Consider the following 13,704-nt stretch of genomic DNA (forward strand, 5'->3'; position numbering starts at 1 on the left):
AAGCGGGTCTTGTTTAGCTCTTCGTCCACCAGGTCCGACAAGCGTTTAGCTATTTTTCTTCGGGCTTGTTTTTCACTGCCCATCGGTCACGAAAATCATCGTCGAGAGCGAAGATCACAGCGTCGAACTCTTCGCGGGCATATTGCTCACCGTAGGCTGCCAGGTAATCGTTCAGCGCTCCGACAGAGAGGGGGACCGGCGCGCCGTTCATGCCGACATACTGACGACCTCGGCTGACGACGTAATAGGCCTGAAGAATGTCAGCCGTTACCCCGTCCGCCTCTGGCGGTTCAGGAATATCGATCCTCAGCTTTTCGCGGACTTTTCTTTTGCGGTCGTTTTCCGGGCCCGCCCACTCGGCTGCCCAGCGGTAGGCGGCAAGGGCTTTTCCACTGTGTCGGCCACCTGCTCCTTCTGACGTAGAGCAATGGCGTTGGCGGTCTGCAGGACGAGGAAGTAAACCTCAGGCATCTGCTCGATCAGCACGACACCGCGCTCAGCTGTATATGGAGCTGGAGTGCCAGGGTCTTCCGCCTCGGCAACGCCTTCCCAATCCAGGATCAGGTGCTTGCACGCCAACTCAACGAACAGAATGTCCGGGTCTGGAATCTCCAGCGGGGACTTCTTGAGGATGTCGAACTCTTCAGTTCCAACACCCATCTGGCGCGAGGCAAATTCCAGGTGGCGCTGAATCTGGCGAAAGTCGCTGGTGTAACCGGATCTCGCCGAGGAGCCAACCAACAGGCGCAGACCCGGGGCCGGCTCAATCCATCGGGTGGACAGTGTGTCCATCGGGTCTTTCTTCTTCAGAATGAAGGCCATGCGGAATCCTTGTGGCCGCCCCGACTACAGGGCGGCGGTCGTGAGGTTTAAACGGTGACGGTGATGTTGCGGGTGACCGTCTTGGTCGGATCGGACACGCTGGTGGCGGTCGCTACGGCCGAGCCGGCGGCGATGCCAGTGACCAGACCGGACGGCGAGATGGTCGCCTTGGTCGGATCGCTGATCGACCAGGTGACGGCCTGGCTTGCACCTGCCGGGCTGACGGTTGCGGTCAACTGCTGGGTAGCAGCTACGGCAATCGACACGGAGGCCGGGGCGATCGCAACGCTGGTAGGTGCCACATACGGCGCCCGGGTGATGGTCGGCGGCGTGCGGCGTGCGGCCACATTCAACTGAACCTCGATCACGTCGGTGGCTGCGCCGTCCGGCCAATCACCGTTGACCTCCATCTCCGGCAAGTTGAAGGTGTAACGACCGTCGCCGTTTTCAAGCGTGAAGCTCAGCGCGATCGAGCCGCCAGTCTGCTGCTTGATCCACAATGCGTACGATGCAGCGGACCACGCGATGGTGATCGATCCGGTTGCACCGAAAATCGTGGGGATGACGTTGCCAACGAATGCGCCGTTGTTGATGCAGCGCTGGGTTTGGACGTTGTTGTCGAACGTCAGGTCCATGGCGCTGATGCAGGTGCCGCTTTCCGGTGTGGCTTCAACGCCGTCCAGGGTCAGGCTGGTGAAGTTCTTGAAGTTGAAGCGGTCGGCATTCGCCTCGGGCGCAGCGCTGGCAAAATACGGGGTAGCGTCGGCCTTGCCTTCCCAGCCAATCGCCGTCAGGTTGGTGGCGATGGTGATGTCGCCATCGGTGCCGAAGGTGAAAGCCATGCTGGCGACCTGGGCCCCGCGAGCGATCGAGGACACCAGCACGTCACTGGCGAACGATGCCAGGGAGTAGCTGATGCGCTCATCACCCATCGTCAGGACGTTGCCAGTCCAGCGGCTGCCGAAGCAGGACTCAAGGAAGTCGTCGATCGCGCCCCCATAGCGCCACTTCTGACCGATCTCACCAGCGACATCAACAGTGGTCGCCGACGTGCCTTGCGACATGCGGGTCTGGGAAATCTCGTTGTTCTCGGCGGTGTTCTGGGTCGGGCCCAAGCCATACGAGGTGCGGATCAGTTCTTTCCAGCCTGTGGCCGGGGTCACGCCCTGCGTCACCTCTTCGACGTAGGCCGTTCTGTTCTTGGCGCCTGAACTCATGGGGTGCTGCTCCTATCGATAGGCGTAAAAAAACCGCCTGTTGGCGGTGAGTGGATGGGCTCAGTGCGCCCGGTAGGGAATTTGGATATTCACCTGGTACCAGCCCAGCCCGTCGTCACCAAGGGTGGCTGCGGACGCGGCAAAGCAGTCGAAGCCGCCCTCGCTGTAGAACTCGAAGTGCCTGACCAGCGTGTCGGCGGCGCGGGTGATGGCCAGGGTTCCTTTGTAACTCGGTACGAACAGCTGAATGACGACGATCCCAGTGCGCTGAACGCAGGGCCCGAGACCAACCTCAGGAGTGCTGGACAGGCCGGGGATGTCGGCCAGGCGCGCCCAGATCGATTTGCCGGCCGGGTCAAATGGCTGACCATTGTTCGGATAGTCGACATTCGCCACTGGAACCCCCGCCCACTGGGTCATGCGCGTCATGACGATGCTGCGGATCTGCTCGAAGGTCATTGGCTGGCCCTCGCCACGCTGTTGAATGCTGCGCCGAACATACCGGCCGGGGCCTTTTTCGAGTAACCGTCTTCAAGGCGCTCGATGTATGGCAAGTTGTTCTGCAAGTAAACAACCGTATACGGCTCAAGACCACTCAGGCGCGTCACGCCCTCCAGGATCGTAGCTCCTCCATCCTTGTCATAGCGATCAAGAACCTGATAAACCGGCGAGCCGATGCTAACGATGGTATTCCCTCGAGCCCGGCCGGATAGCACCGGCATTCGCATGGTCACCTCGTTTAGCAGCTGAATCGCGATGGTCCTGATCTTCTTCGACAAGTCCTGCTCTACCGCACTCATAAACAGGCTCGGCGGCACACTCCACCCTCTGCCTCGGGCCATAGATCACTTCCTCAGCTGAATCTGGTAGGTGGCGGACGCTGGGTCAACCTGCACGCCCTTGACCAGGTAGCTGACGCTCTTGGTTCGGTCGGCCAGGTCGGGCACCGTGATCGTGTGACCCTCGGCAGGCCGGTCGGTGGCCTCATTGGTCAGCGCGATCAGCTGCAAGTCGCCGGACAGGATGTTGATATTGTCGATGCGCTTGGTTTCGTACTTGGCCAGCACGCCGCGCCCGGTATAGGTCACAGTGACAGCAGTTGTCGTTTCCTCGACCGGGTCATAGACGCCAACCCCCTGATACGAGCCGGTGAACGCCGACACGGCATCGGCCAGCTTCCCGTCGAACGCCTTTGCCAGCTTGCTCTGAAGCTTTGCCTGTAGTCCCATGCTCAGCCCCTCACCATCGGAATGGAATTGGTGCCGGTGGTCCAGGGGGAGATCAGTGCCAAGGCGAAGTTCTCCCCAGCAGACAGCGCGACAGAGCCCTGAACGTAGGTTTCGCTGACGGACGTGCCCGAGGTAGCCGATACCGTCTCGCTGACCGTCTCGCGCTCGGTGGACTTGTACAGGCCGCCCGTAGAGGCGACCTTTGCAGCTTGGGCACCGGCCTGCTTGATCTCGGCCGGCACTTCGGCGGGGACAGGACGCTTAATCTTGCTGGTAAGCCAGGCGTTGGCCTGCATCACAGACATAACCGGATCACCGGCACCCGCCCAGCCCGACCCCAGCAACGCGTCAACGTCTGCAACAGTGATGAAGTCGGTCATGGGTTATTCCTGGCCGGCCTTGTCGAGCAGCTCAGCGAGGGCTGGCCGCTCGGCTTCAGCATCGAACTGGATGCCTTTCTCGGTCAGCTTCACCTTGATCTCTTCGACCCTCAGGCCTTTGGACGGCTTGCCACCACCCGATGACCCCTTCTTCATCGGCTCGGGATGCTCGTAGTCATCCGGCGCGAACTGGGCGTCGATGACCTTGTAACCCTTCTGGCGCAGTTCAGCCTTGCGCTCAGCGGTAACCGGGTGCTTCTCGTAAACGACTTTCTCGTCCATGGTGGACTCCTGGCGGATGGATCAGGCGACCCAAAGGCCGCCGTCTCGATTACTTGGTGGCGTCACCGATGGTGATAACGCCAGCCGAGGCCTTGATGCTGTTCGCAACCAGATCCCAGTTGGTGCCAGTGGCCAGCTCGGCGCTGGTTGGCGACTTGCCGCCGTTGGCGGTGTCCCAGGTGTAGCCCTTGAGACCCATGCCGAAGGTGTAGTCGGCCTGCATGGTGGTCTCGATGCGCTCCTTGCCGTTGGAGGTCTGGATGTTGGTGATCAGGTCGGAACCATCCATCACCATCGCAGCGCCGTCAGCCAGACTCAGCACCTTCTGTTTGTTCGGGGTGCCAGCCTCGTACAGGGCGGCGGCGTCGGTGATGATCACAGCCTTGCCCAGGATGTCGACCACCTGCACACCACTGAAGGTGAACAGCTTCTCGGCGTTGACCAGGTTCTTGCCGATCAGCTTGTGGTACATGGCGCCGGTCATTACCTGAGCAATGAGGCGCTGCGAGGCATCACCGAACAGTGCATGCGCGTTGTTGATGGCGACGTAGTCCACGCCGGCAGTGGCCGACACGTCGTTGGTGGCAGTTGGCTGGTTGCCAATGGCGGCGACCAGAGCGGCGATGGCGGTGTTCAACTGGTCCGACATGATGGCCTCGGACAGGTTGCGGCTGATCACTTCCAGGGCTTCTTCCGGGTTTTTCTGAACCCACGACAGCTGCGAAGGCTCCCACAGGATCGGACCGAAGCCGCCTGCGATCTTCACCGAGTCGTATTGCTTCTGAGTCAGCGGGGTTGCAGCTTGCGCGCCGTTGGCGGCATAGCGGTCAACACGGCGCTGGGCACTGTGCAGGCCAGCCCAGAACGACTCTTGCAGGAAGTCGCCGTCGATACCTTGAGTGGTAAGGCGGATGGAGCCAGCGGAGGCGGCGTTGAATTTCTCAACATCCTGCGCCAGGGTTTCGATGGTGGTTTTCTTCAGGTATTCGTTGAATACCTTCATGTTCGACAGGGACATAGGTGCTCCTTAGCTTGTTGCGGTCATGGCTTTAATGGCCGCTACGCGATCTGCTTTGCTGCCGCCAAAGTTGCCCTTGGCGCCGGAATTTCCGCCACCACCGCCTTGAGCGCCGCCGCCATTGGCATCGGAACTCTTCAGGATGTGGTCGCGGTGCGGGTACTGCGAAACAAGCGTCTCGATGGCTTCGTCGAAGTCGGCCAGTTCACCTGGGCGAGCGCGGCTGAAAATCTTCTGGCCCTGAGCGTCATAAGCGACGACCTTGCCTTCCTCGACCTTCAGGTTCTGACCGAAAGTGGCCTGAACCATGTCGACCGGCACAGCCAACTTGTCGGCGATGTACTTGGAGCGGGAGAAACTGCCGCCGATCTTCTCGGCATACAGCTGCTGCTCGTAGGTCTGCGCCTTGCCGTTGGCTTCGTCCAGTTGGGTTTGGAACGCCTTGCTGATTTCGGCCTTCACGCGCTCGATCTCACCGGCATCCACCAGTTTTTTCGCATCGAGATTGGCGACAGTCTCCAGCGCCTTGATGGCTGCTGCTGGGTCGGCGATACCTTCAAAGGTCTTTACCAGGCCCTCGGCAGTCTCGGCGCGGGTGCGGTGCGACTTGGCCTCGGCGTTCAGCCGGGTGATGGTGTCGCGGGTGCCTACGGCATCAAAAGCGATGTCTTTTCCGTCGTCACCGGTAAATACGGGCTTCCCATCCAGGACTTCCGCGTACTGCTTGCCATCCACTTCAACGATCTTGAGCTTCATTGTTTCTCCTAGCAGGCCATCCGGCCCAGTGCGCCCCGCTCATCCGAACAGACAGGCATAAAAAACCCCAGCGAGTGCCAGGGCTTGAATTTGTTCGCGACACGTTTTGTGCAGTGTCATTTCGTGTCGCGGATTAGTTGAGTCCTGCGCGCGCAAACGCCTCAGGCACCATCTGCCTAAGCTGATCCAGCGTGCGCGGCTTGAAGTTGTTGCCGATCTGCAGGTCAGCGAACTGCTCTGGCGTCATACCGCCATCGCGGAACAGCTTCGCCCGGGCCTTGCCGATAACCGTGTCCTGAAAGGCTGCTGGCTGCGTCTTGATCCACTCGTAGTAGCTGGTGTCCGCCTGGACCTGGCCGTTCATGCTTGATCGGTCAGCCAGCGCGCCCAGCGACGGCGCATCCTTGAGCAGCAGAATGAAGCTGGTCCTGCAGCGAATGTGGAACGGTGGCCGCGGCCCTTCATCAAGCGCGTACTCGGTGCCGTCTGCAGCCCGGCAGTAAGCTGTCGTCCGGCCGTCCAGCGTGGCGATGATCTTCACGCCCCGCAGGATGTCGCTGTTCTGTTTGGCGAACTGATTGCGCGCCTGGCTGGCGACGTGCTGAACCGCAGTGCGCGTGACTGCATCGGCGTTGCGGCTTGTGATGGCCAACAAACCGTCCGCGTACTTCATGTCCCTGGTGCCGCGCAGGGTGCGAATGATCTCGGAGTTTGTCTTGCCCTCGAACCATCCCTGCCGAATCGCACCGGTTACCCGGGACCGCTCGGACTTGCTCCAGTCTTCGATGAAAGGTGTGAGCAGCTTTCCACCGTCAGCACCCTTGATGCCGAGAGGTGATCTGAAGGCTGCCGTCTTGAGCGTTGATAGCGCAGGGATGGTCGCGGTATGGCTCGACAGCGCAGCGCCGATCACCGCCGCCTCAGTGCTCGCCTGCCAGGCTGCAACGTCCATCAGATCCAGCTGCAGCTGATCGGTGTACTCACCAAGGATGGCGCCCAGCGATTCATCCACCTGAACAAGCATGGCTTCAAGGCGGGCGCGCTTGAACTCGGTCAGTTCCGACTTGCCCAACTGCTCGCGCAATGATCGGTCAATCTGCCTGAGGAACGGCGCAAACTTCTCGACCTCGCTGGACTTGAGGCTTTCCAGCAGCACCGCGTTGCGGATCGTGTGGCTGATCTGGTCGCTGCCCATGGGTTAATCGTCCAGGCTCACGCCTTTGCTGGGTTGAGTTTGTATGCGCGCAAACTCCTTCGGCCAATCCAGTTCGTCGCTGATGACGCCTCGGCGCTGCATTTCGGAGTAGAGCGTTTCGTCGCTGAGCTTGCCGGAGTTGGCCATGCTGATCAGGTTGGGCAGTGACACTTCAGGCGCGAAGTCGCTGTCGAAGTTGCCGCGCATTTCGACGTGGCCACCGTCAGGCAGGCTGCCGTAATCGGCAAAGATCTGCAGGAGCTGAGCAATGCAGTCAGCGAACTGACCAGCCAGGCGAGCCAGCGGGGACAATTCCTGCGCCGCTTCCTCGTTGGCCTGCGCCGCCGTCTTCACGGCCTGCTTGTCCTTCTGGAGCAGCTTGGCCCCGGCCATACGCATATCGTCGACCAGATCGTTCAGCGAGTCGCGGCCAGCGGTGATTGCTGCTCCGGTGTGCTCGACGTACTTGGCGTTGCCGTCCTTCGGCATGCGGGTCGCGCTGGCCGAACTGATAGTCAGCTGGAATTCTTCGTTGTCCGTGAACACGAACAGCAGCGGGACGCGGGCAACGTGCAACAAGTTGTCCTGGTCGCTCTGTGACTGCCAGTGCTTGACGTTCAGGTGAGCCAGTTCGAGCAGTGGTGGCTTAGCCGTCATTGGCCCGGTGCGGCCCGTGTAGAACGTCACCCATGGAATGTAGGTGAGGCTGGTCGAGCCCTGATCGTTTTGCTCCCATGCGCCGCCATTCTCGGCCTTTCGATAGGTGCGCCAGCTGCCAGGCTCCAGCACGCGGACCTGATCCACGCACTTGACGCCGAAGTTACCGTCTGCGACCTCGACCGACTCCATATAGCGAACCTGCATCAGTTTGCCACCGTCGAATCGCCAGCCGAGCACCTGGCCCGGCCTGATGATGACGGCGTAAGGGCGAACCCCAGCAGCGGCTTCCTCTGCGACGGTCTTGTACAGCTTGTTGCCTTCAGCGTCGCGGGTCGGCTGATGCTCGATCATTGCGTGACACAGGCCTTTAGCTAGCGCCTCGCGGAACCACTCGACCGACCACGAATTGATGTCGTTGCCGCCCAGGTCGATGTCGGCGGAAAGCAGCTTGATTGGCTCAGGCACGTCCTCGCCCAACTGAAGAGGCTCAGCGAATACGCGGGAAGTGTTGCTGCTGACCGTCTCAGCGTAGGCCGGGAGCAGCGTGGACAGGGCCAGGCGATCTTTGTAGGTGTCGTCAGCCTCGGCCGGGTATTGCGGCAGGAGCTTGTTGCCAGCCTTGCGCATTGCCTGAGTTCCGCCCATCAGCGGATCAACAATGGCCCAGTGCTCGCGCATGCGCTCAACCGCCGGCAGGGCGATGCTTGGGTCGTCGTTGCTCATGGTTAGATTCTCAGGGATGTGGTGGTAGTTGGTGCTGGCTTGCGCTTGGTCATGGCGACGGCGAAGTAACGGAAGGCGTCGGCGCCGTGCGAGGTGCTGTCGTGCAGCGGTCGATCCTTCCAGCACCCGCGCTTGTCGTCCCACTCCTTGCGGTAGCCCTCAAGGTGGGTGATGCCTTCGTCGCACTTCTCTTCATCGAACACGCAGCGCGGCAGGATCTCCCGAGCCGCTTCAATGCCAGTGTCCACGCCGATCTTCGGGACAACCTGAAACTTCAGGCTGTATTTCACGCCGTCGATCTCGTAGCCCTCTTTGGCGATGTCCTTTCGGCTCTTGGCATCGCTACCGAACTCGCGGTTTTCGATGTCGTGCGGCCCCCAGTGCTCGGAATAGGTGTAACCCTTGTCCTTGAGCACCTTCATGTAGTGGCGCAGGCCTTCGCCGCTGTTCTCGTAGTAGTCGATGACGTGGTACTCGGTGCCGACCTGACGCACGAACCATATGGCCGTTGAGTCGCCGACGCCGATGTCCCAGATAGTCATGACCGGCAGGTGCGAGTTGTTCGGCAGCTTTCCGATGCGCCCTGCTGCATAAAGCTTGGTGAACTGCTGGGCGTAGTAGGCTCCCTCGATCGACTGCTGGAAGGCTTCGGCCGGGATCGATGGGTATTCCCGCTTCATGTCATCGCCGAGGGTCTTTTCCTTGGCGGTGTACCAGGCGCGCTGCCCCGGGTTCGTCTGGATGCCGTGCTTGGCCTCCAGGTCGTTGAAGTAGTCGGTCAGGCGCTGTGGGATAACCGCCGTCGCCGGGTCCAGCCAGTACAGCGGGTTACGCCACCAGCTGAAGAAGAAGAATTTCCAGTCGAGCAGGCCCAGCGGAGTACCGGACAGTTGCTGCTTCTCGGCGCTCTGCGAGTAGTCAAAGAAGTAGCCGGCCCGGCCTTCTGCCGTCGACTCGATGGTGACAAAGCAATCTGCTGCCACCGCCTCGAAGGCGCCGGTGACGATCTCCCGCGCCTTGTGCGGATACTTGGCGCAGATCTTCCCGAACTCGGATACGTGCAGATACCGTAGAGTCCCACCCCGGAAGGACGTGGACACGTAGAGCGATCCGCCTTTGCTGAATACCAGCTCGCCCGCCGCGTCATTGCGTGCCGGGTTGGCCGCCTTGATCTCAGCCGGCAGGTTGTCATAGGCATACTTGACCTTCTCCCGAAACAGGCGCTTGGCGTCCGGCAGGGTGTGAGCGATCAGTGCGCACTTGGCAGCCTCGAACAGCGCAGCATCCAGCTGGACGATACAGACCAGGGTCGTGAACCCAAGCTGACGAGCCTTGAGGATGATGTTTCGGGTGTGCATGCCCTGGAAGTAGTCGATCTGCTCCTGCGTCATGCGGAAGCGGACCTTCTTACCGTTCTTGTCGGTAATCCAGTAGAGATTGTTCAGGCGCCAGAATCGATCCCTGAGCAGCTTCTTGTGCTCGGGCTTCATGGTCAGGCGTCCTTCGATAATTCGTCCATCAGGTTGGACAGTTCGTCCACATCGGAGGATTGCTCCTTGTCGTCCAGATTGAACGCCTGGCGCTCCAGAACCTGAAGGTTCTTCATAGCCGAGGAAAGCTGAAACAGGGTCTTGGCGTTGCTTGGGAGCGAAACGGCACCGAGCATATTGGCCCGCCGCATGCCATTGCTGTCATCCCGCGTCTCTACCTCGATGGCATCCTCGATGGATTCGCGCTGCTGAATGGTCGTCAGCAGATCATCCATCAATAGGTTCGCAAGGTTCGAGGCTTTGCGAATGTCTCGGCGGTGACTGCGAACAACCGTCGCGCCCTCTTCTGCCGCCTCTTCGACGATCTCAGCGTCTCGCTCAGGGTTCGCACATTGACCGTCGCGAACCTCTCCGCGAACCAGCTTGTTGCGAACCTCCTTTCGTACCTGCTCGGAGAGGTCTCGAACCCACCCAGAGGCCTTGGCCTTCTTACGGATTGCGGTGTCGCTGATTCCATTCCGATCAGCGATGGTCCTGATGGAAAGCGCGCCGGCCCGGTAGGCTCGTTCGATCGCCTCCCAGTCGAGTTGCCTGGTTGTCATAGGGGCTCTCGGAGACTTGAAATGATGGCATGATGCCGGTATTGGTAATACATACCTACTCGGAGATTCACGGATGACCCCGCTCAAATCCCTTCTTGCTGTTTGCGCATTCGGCCTTGCATGCACTACATCCTTTGCAGCCAATACGCCTTATGGCTCCTGCTCCGATAGCGCCCAGTCATACCAAGACCGCTATCAATCGACGATGCGAGCTAGTGACCTAGTGTGCTATCAAAAGGCATTGGAGCGGGAACTCGGCGGAAACTCGAACTACGCCTGCGATGAAAGCGCCGACCATTACCAAGCGGCATACGAGGCCAATCAACGATCCTCAGACCTTGTTTGCTATCAGGAGGCCCTAGAAAGAGAGCTAGGTTAAGAGGCTGGAAAGCTTGGCTTGGCGTGCTGCACTCACCTGCAGCACGCCTCACTCAAACCAGCCGGTGGCTTCTGTACCACATCCACGGCAGAACACTGTGCCGCTGGCCTGCAAGCCGCGCCGCATGATGAAGAAGTCCTCGCAGCCGCAATTGCACTTGTAGCCCTCATCCCCTACAGATGGACCAAAGGGCCACTTGAATACTCCCCTGGCTGAACCGCAGGACGGGCACTCCAGATTCCGCTGGCCCGCCGGCGCCACTGCCACCCATTCATGCTTGCAGTGGGTGCAGATGGCCTCTCCGGCTGAGTGCGGCTCATCGGGGCGCTTGAACTCCAGCACCTTGACGCTCATTCAACTCACCATGATGTTTGTCTGCAGTTGGGCGTGCCCATGCAGAAGGGATACGACTAGACCTTGAGGCAGGCCAGCAGCCTTGGCAGCATCGATCGCCTTGGCGATGGCACTATCCAGTTCAGTGACCGCCTTGTTGATGGCAGGACTGAGTGGCAGGGCGTGATGCAGGCGAGTGACGTTGCTCATGCTCTCTCCAATGTCGCGACACAAATTGCTGATTCGCCCAACCTCTCGCGGGTCTGGCTACTTGCTGAGCTTTGGCTGGAGGATCACCCGGGCAATCATCACCAGGAGGCCAAGCACCCCGTAGGCCACCGGTGGCAGCACGGCCTGCAGTTGCAGCAGTAGCTGCTCGGCGATACCCAGGGCAGCAATCGCGCCACCCGCCTGAACGCTAGTCATGCTCAGCGCTTGCTTCCAGTTGTCGATCAGTTGCATGGGTCACTCCTGCCGCTTAGGCAATTTGAAGTCGGTGAATCGGTCAGCCAGGGCGGCAACCTTCTTCACACCGAGGGTGCCAATGACAGCGCCGACGGCGGCTGCAAGGCTCGATGGGAGGTTGAAATACTCAAGCAGCGGGAATGCCCCGGCGGTGATCGCACCGCACAGGCAGGACTCAAGCAGGGCTTGCCGCCGTCCACCGCCGCCGTAGATGACGCGCAGGAAGGCGATCCAGCAAGACAACGCCGCCGCATAGAACATCGGGGCATGCTGGCTGAGCCAGGCCATGGCGATGAGCCAGGTGTCTGGTTTTTCAGGCATTGGCGGCATCCGGATTCCTCCCTTTCGGGGAGAGAGAATAGGTCCAGCACTCCCCGCCTCTCTCATTCGCTCGGAGCAAAGACAATGGCGTGGGTGCCAGATACGAAAACGCCCCTGCGAATGCAGAGGCCCTGAATAGGTGCGCGTGTCTTCCCACGCTGCTAGCCAAAGACGTTCACAACGCCGACGCCCATTGCATCGGTCTCGCTGATCCAGTCTCGCGCCACCCTGACAGCATGGTGAGGTAAGGGTGCGCGGGCTGCCGGTGTTTTGTCGTAGCACTGCACTTGCCGGCTTATCAGTGTCCAGGCCTTCCGTGAGGCCGTCCTGGCTGCGGTGAATGAGTCAGCTCCAGCGGCACTCCCAGCTCGGAGCAATGGGTGTGGCTGTGCCGAAAACGAAAAAACCCGGCGCGAGGGCCGGGTTTTCTTGGATCAGTGAGTAAGTTGCCGAAGGCAAAACTCTAACAGTGGCGAAATCATGCCACGAGCCGCACGGGAACGCAATAGGCCCTCATGCGGCCTCGCGCATCTCGTAAATTACTGCCGCTATGGGGCTGAGCGCACGACGGTCCAAATCCTCGCAGCACTCGAAGACCATATGCAGCACTCCACCCCAATCCCTCTCCCAGTTGCACGATTCCAGTCGCACGTCGTAGAACTGCCACATCCACGCCCGGAACTTCTCGGCGTTGGCGAGCGGGTCCTCGTTGGCCGACTGGCCGCCTTGGTGCATGTGCCGGTACCGGCGCATCACGCCCTTCACCACATACTCCAGCTTCTCGCGCTTGGCGGCCGTCATCCGGGGCGACTTGCCGACCACCATCAGGAACACGACCTCTTCGGCGGCTTCTCGGATGTCGTCGCTCTGCTCAGCGGCGTACATGAAGTCACCGAAGACGCGGATCTGCGGATGCAGCCGGGCGATTGCCGACTGGATATGCCCAGCCAGTGCCCCGTGTACCGCGTGGTTTGCCGTGGGCCCGCGCTCGGTGCTCTGCACCACCACGCCCAACTGCACAACGTCAGAGGTCTGGCCCGGGGCCGGGTTGTAGTTGCAGTCGTGCCATGCCTGGCGTGCTGAGTTGATCTTCATGCCGCTCTCCCCTTCAGCTCTCTTGTTTTTGCCCGGTAGTCGGCGGTCATCGCCTTCAACTCTTCGACGGTGTACTTCTTGGCCTCATGGGGGCCTTCCAGCCAATCAACGGCCTCGGCGCCGATCCGCGTCACCAGTGCTATTCGGTAGTTCACGATGTTCCCAGACAGCTGGGTGTTGCACGGCGAGCACTGGCGGTGGCAATTCAGCGGCTCGAAGCGCAATGCTGGGTTGCTACCGACGGTGCGGTAATGGCCAGCGTCATACTTGCCCTGGTGGTGCCGGCCACAGCTGATGCAAGGAAGCTCGGCGTCACGCTCGCGCACCCAAGCGTTGAAGGCGATCTGCGTATCTTTGAGGTGCTCGGCCCGGCTCTTCAGCTTCTCCTTGCGGACCTTGATCTCGCGGCGCTCGACCTGGGCCAGTGACTTGCGCGCCTTCTCCTGGTTCACGTCCTTGATGGCAAGGCCGCAGGTGTAGTTGCACACCGCCTGCCCGAGGCGCTGAGGCACGAATGAGGCCCTGCATGCTGGGTTGCGGCAGGTCTTGGGCTTGGGTTGCTTGCGCTCAATGGTCATTGGTACACGCTCCCAGGCTGTCCGGGGGCGTTACTGTCGGTGCATGCCAGATCGTGATCGCTCGCTCGAGGACACCGCTTGCAGCCGCACACCGAGCACAAGATCATTTTCACGGATGACAAAGGGAGCCATCCAAGCGGGCCTTTTGCACCCAGTTTG

20 protein-coding genes are annotated in these 13,704 nt (G+C 60.5%); all 20 read right to left on the reverse strand.

Annotated elements, in window-relative coordinates:
- Positions 1–49: 49 nt before the first annotated feature.
- The 20 genes from CKW24_RS28265 to CKW24_RS16345 all read right to left on the reverse strand — a co-directional run bounded on the left by CKW24_RS28265 (position 50) and on the right by CKW24_RS16345 (position 13,545).
- Positions 50–211: a hypothetical protein gene (locus tag CKW24_RS28265; protein ID WP_177440671.1), complete on the reverse strand. Its 162-nt coding sequence runs from the start codon at positions 209–211 to the stop codon at positions 50–52.
- 95 nt (positions 212–306) lie between these two features.
- A complete protein-coding gene (locus CKW24_RS16255) occupies positions 307–822 on the reverse strand; it encodes a hypothetical protein (RefSeq protein ID WP_095169198.1) in 516 nt (171 codons plus the stop codon).
- Positions 823–869: 47 nt separating this feature from the next.
- A complete protein-coding gene (locus CKW24_RS16260; RefSeq protein ID WP_095169199.1) occupies positions 870–2,039 on the reverse strand; it encodes a phage tail tube protein in 1,170 nt (389 codons plus the stop codon).
- Positions 2,040–2,099: 60 nt separating this feature from the next.
- Positions 2,100–2,498, reverse strand: a complete 399-nt coding sequence (locus tag CKW24_RS16265) for a phage tail terminator-like protein (protein WP_095169200.1) — start codon at positions 2,496–2,498, stop codon at positions 2,100–2,102.
- Positions 2,495–2,839, reverse strand: a complete 345-nt coding sequence (locus tag CKW24_RS16270; protein WP_256585487.1) for an HK97 gp10 family phage protein — start codon at positions 2,837–2,839, stop codon at positions 2,495–2,497. The genes CKW24_RS16265 and CKW24_RS16270 overlap by 4 nt, the downstream gene beginning before the upstream one ends.
- Before the next feature lie 45 nt (positions 2,840–2,884).
- Positions 2,885–3,268, reverse strand: coding sequence for a glutamate 5-kinase (locus CKW24_RS16275; protein WP_095169202.1), 384 nt, complete (start codon positions 3,266–3,268; stop codon positions 2,885–2,887).
- A gap of 2 nt (positions 3,269–3,270) precedes the next feature.
- Entirely contained in the window at positions 3,271–3,648 is a 378-nt protein-coding gene (locus tag CKW24_RS16280; RefSeq protein ID WP_095169203.1) for a hypothetical protein, read from the reverse strand.
- Positions 3,649–3,651: 3 nt separating this feature from the next.
- Positions 3,652–3,930: a hypothetical protein gene (locus tag CKW24_RS16285; protein ID WP_095169204.1), complete on the reverse strand. Its 279-nt coding sequence runs from the start codon at positions 3,928–3,930 to the stop codon at positions 3,652–3,654.
- Positions 3,931–3,979: 49 nt separating this feature from the next.
- Positions 3,980–4,948 carry a major capsid protein gene (locus tag CKW24_RS16290; RefSeq protein WP_095169205.1) on the reverse strand — a complete coding sequence of 323 codons (969 nt, stop codon included), beginning with the start codon at positions 4,946–4,948 and terminating at the stop codon, positions 3,980–3,982.
- 9 nt (positions 4,949–4,957) lie between these two features.
- Entirely contained in the window at positions 4,958–5,704 is a 747-nt protein-coding gene (locus CKW24_RS16295) for a DUF6651 domain-containing protein (protein ID WP_095169206.1), read from the reverse strand.
- A 133-nt stretch (positions 5,705–5,837) separates the two neighbouring features.
- Positions 5,838–6,899 (reverse strand): phage minor head protein, encoded by a 1,062-nt coding sequence (locus CKW24_RS16300; RefSeq protein ID WP_095169207.1) that lies wholly within the window; start codon positions 6,897–6,899, stop codon positions 5,838–5,840.
- 3 nt (positions 6,900–6,902) lie between these two features.
- Entirely contained in the window at positions 6,903–8,282 is a 1,380-nt protein-coding gene (locus CKW24_RS16305; RefSeq protein WP_095169208.1) for a DUF4055 domain-containing protein, read from the reverse strand.
- Positions 8,283–8,284: 2 nt separating this feature from the next.
- On the reverse strand, positions 8,285–9,772 hold the full coding sequence (locus CKW24_RS16310; protein WP_095169209.1) for a terminase: 1,488 nt from the start codon (positions 9,770–9,772) through the stop codon (positions 8,285–8,287).
- Positions 9,773–9,774: 2 nt separating this feature from the next.
- Positions 9,775–10,374, reverse strand: a complete 600-nt coding sequence (locus CKW24_RS16315; protein ID WP_095169210.1) for a hypothetical protein — start codon at positions 10,372–10,374, stop codon at positions 9,775–9,777.
- Between the two features lie 427 nt (positions 10,375–10,801).
- Positions 10,802–11,107, reverse strand: coding sequence for a hypothetical protein (locus CKW24_RS16320; protein ID WP_095169211.1), 306 nt, complete (start codon positions 11,105–11,107; stop codon positions 10,802–10,804).
- A complete protein-coding gene (locus CKW24_RS16325; protein ID WP_095169212.1) occupies positions 11,108–11,296 on the reverse strand; it encodes a hypothetical protein in 189 nt (62 codons plus the stop codon).
- Between the two features lie 57 nt (positions 11,297–11,353).
- Positions 11,354–11,548, reverse strand: a complete 195-nt coding sequence (locus CKW24_RS16330) for a hypothetical protein (protein WP_095169213.1) — start codon at positions 11,546–11,548, stop codon at positions 11,354–11,356.
- Between the two features lie 3 nt (positions 11,549–11,551).
- Positions 11,552–11,881 (reverse strand): phage holin, lambda family, encoded by a 330-nt coding sequence (locus tag CKW24_RS16335; RefSeq protein WP_095169214.1) that lies wholly within the window; start codon positions 11,879–11,881, stop codon positions 11,552–11,554.
- Between the two features lie 504 nt (positions 11,882–12,385).
- Complete coding sequence (locus CKW24_RS16340; RefSeq protein WP_095169215.1) at positions 12,386–12,967, reverse strand: hypothetical protein; 582 nt, start codon at positions 12,965–12,967, stop codon at positions 12,386–12,388.
- Entirely contained in the window at positions 12,964–13,545 is a 582-nt protein-coding gene (locus CKW24_RS16345; RefSeq protein ID WP_095169216.1) for a recombination protein NinG, read from the reverse strand. Before CKW24_RS16345 ends, CKW24_RS16340 begins: the two co-directional genes overlap by 4 nt.
- Between the last annotated feature and the right edge of the window lie 159 nt (positions 13,546–13,704).

This window comes from Pseudomonas sp. Irchel 3H3 (assembly GCF_900187635.1).
In the GTDB taxonomy this organism is placed as follows: domain Bacteria; phylum Pseudomonadota; class Gammaproteobacteria; order Pseudomonadales; family Pseudomonadaceae; genus Aquipseudomonas.

Coding starts and splice junctions, on each gene's coding strand:
- CKW24_RS16295 (WP_095169206.1), bottom strand. CDS start 5,704: ATGAAGCTCAAGATCGTTGAAGTGGATGGCAAGCAGTACGCGGAAGTC.
- CKW24_RS16280 (WP_095169203.1), bottom strand. CDS start 3,648: ATGACCGACTTCATCACTGTTGCAGACGTTGACGCGTTGCTGGGGTCG.
- CKW24_RS16290 (WP_095169205.1), bottom strand. CDS start 4,948: ATGTCCCTGTCGAACATGAAGGTATTCAACGAATACCTGAAGAAAACC.
- CKW24_RS16300 (WP_095169207.1), bottom strand. CDS start 6,899: ATGGGCAGCGACCAGATCAGCCACACGATCCGCAACGCGGTGCTGCTG.
- CKW24_RS16345 (WP_095169216.1), bottom strand. CDS start 13,545: ATGACCATTGAGCGCAAGCAACCCAAGCCCAAGACCTGCCGCAACCCA.
- CKW24_RS16285 (WP_095169204.1), bottom strand. CDS start 3,930: ATGGACGAGAAAGTCGTTTACGAGAAGCACCCGGTTACCGCTGAGCGC.
- CKW24_RS16255 (WP_095169198.1), bottom strand. CDS start 822: ATGGCCTTCATTCTGAAGAAGAAAGACCCGATGGACACACTGTCCACC.
- CKW24_RS16335 (WP_095169214.1), bottom strand. CDS start 11,881: ATGCCGCCAATGCCTGAAAAACCAGACACCTGGCTCATCGCCATGGCC.
- CKW24_RS16310 (WP_095169209.1), bottom strand. CDS start 9,772: ATGAAGCCCGAGCACAAGAAGCTGCTCAGGGATCGATTCTGGCGCCTG.
- CKW24_RS16320 (WP_095169211.1), bottom strand. CDS start 11,107: ATGAGCGTCAAGGTGCTGGAGTTCAAGCGCCCCGATGAGCCGCACTCA.
- CKW24_RS16305 (WP_095169208.1), bottom strand. CDS start 8,282: ATGAGCAACGACGACCCAAGCATCGCCCTGCCGGCGGTTGAGCGCATG.
- CKW24_RS16315 (WP_095169210.1), bottom strand. CDS start 10,374: ATGACAACCAGGCAACTCGACTGGGAGGCGATCGAACGAGCCTACCGG.
- CKW24_RS16340 (WP_095169215.1), bottom strand. CDS start 12,967: ATGAAGATCAACTCAGCACGCCAGGCATGGCACGACTGCAACTACAAC.
- CKW24_RS16275 (WP_095169202.1), bottom strand. CDS start 3,268: ATGGGACTACAGGCAAAGCTTCAGAGCAAGCTGGCAAAGGCGTTCGAC.
- CKW24_RS16270 (WP_256585487.1), bottom strand. CDS start 2,839: ATGAGTGCGGTAGAGCAGGACTTGTCGAAGAAGATCAGGACCATCGCG.
- CKW24_RS16260 (WP_095169199.1), bottom strand. CDS start 2,039: ATGAGTTCAGGCGCCAAGAACAGAACGGCCTACGTCGAAGAGGTGACG.
- CKW24_RS16325 (WP_095169212.1), bottom strand. CDS start 11,296: ATGAGCAACGTCACTCGCCTGCATCACGCCCTGCCACTCAGTCCTGCC.
- CKW24_RS16265 (WP_095169200.1), bottom strand. CDS start 2,498: ATGACCTTCGAGCAGATCCGCAGCATCGTCATGACGCGCATGACCCAG.
- CKW24_RS16330 (WP_095169213.1), bottom strand. CDS start 11,548: ATGCAACTGATCGACAACTGGAAGCAAGCGCTGAGCATGACTAGCGTT.
- CKW24_RS28265 (WP_177440671.1), bottom strand. CDS start 211: ATGAACGGCGCGCCGGTCCCCCTCTCTGTCGGAGCGCTGAACGATTAC.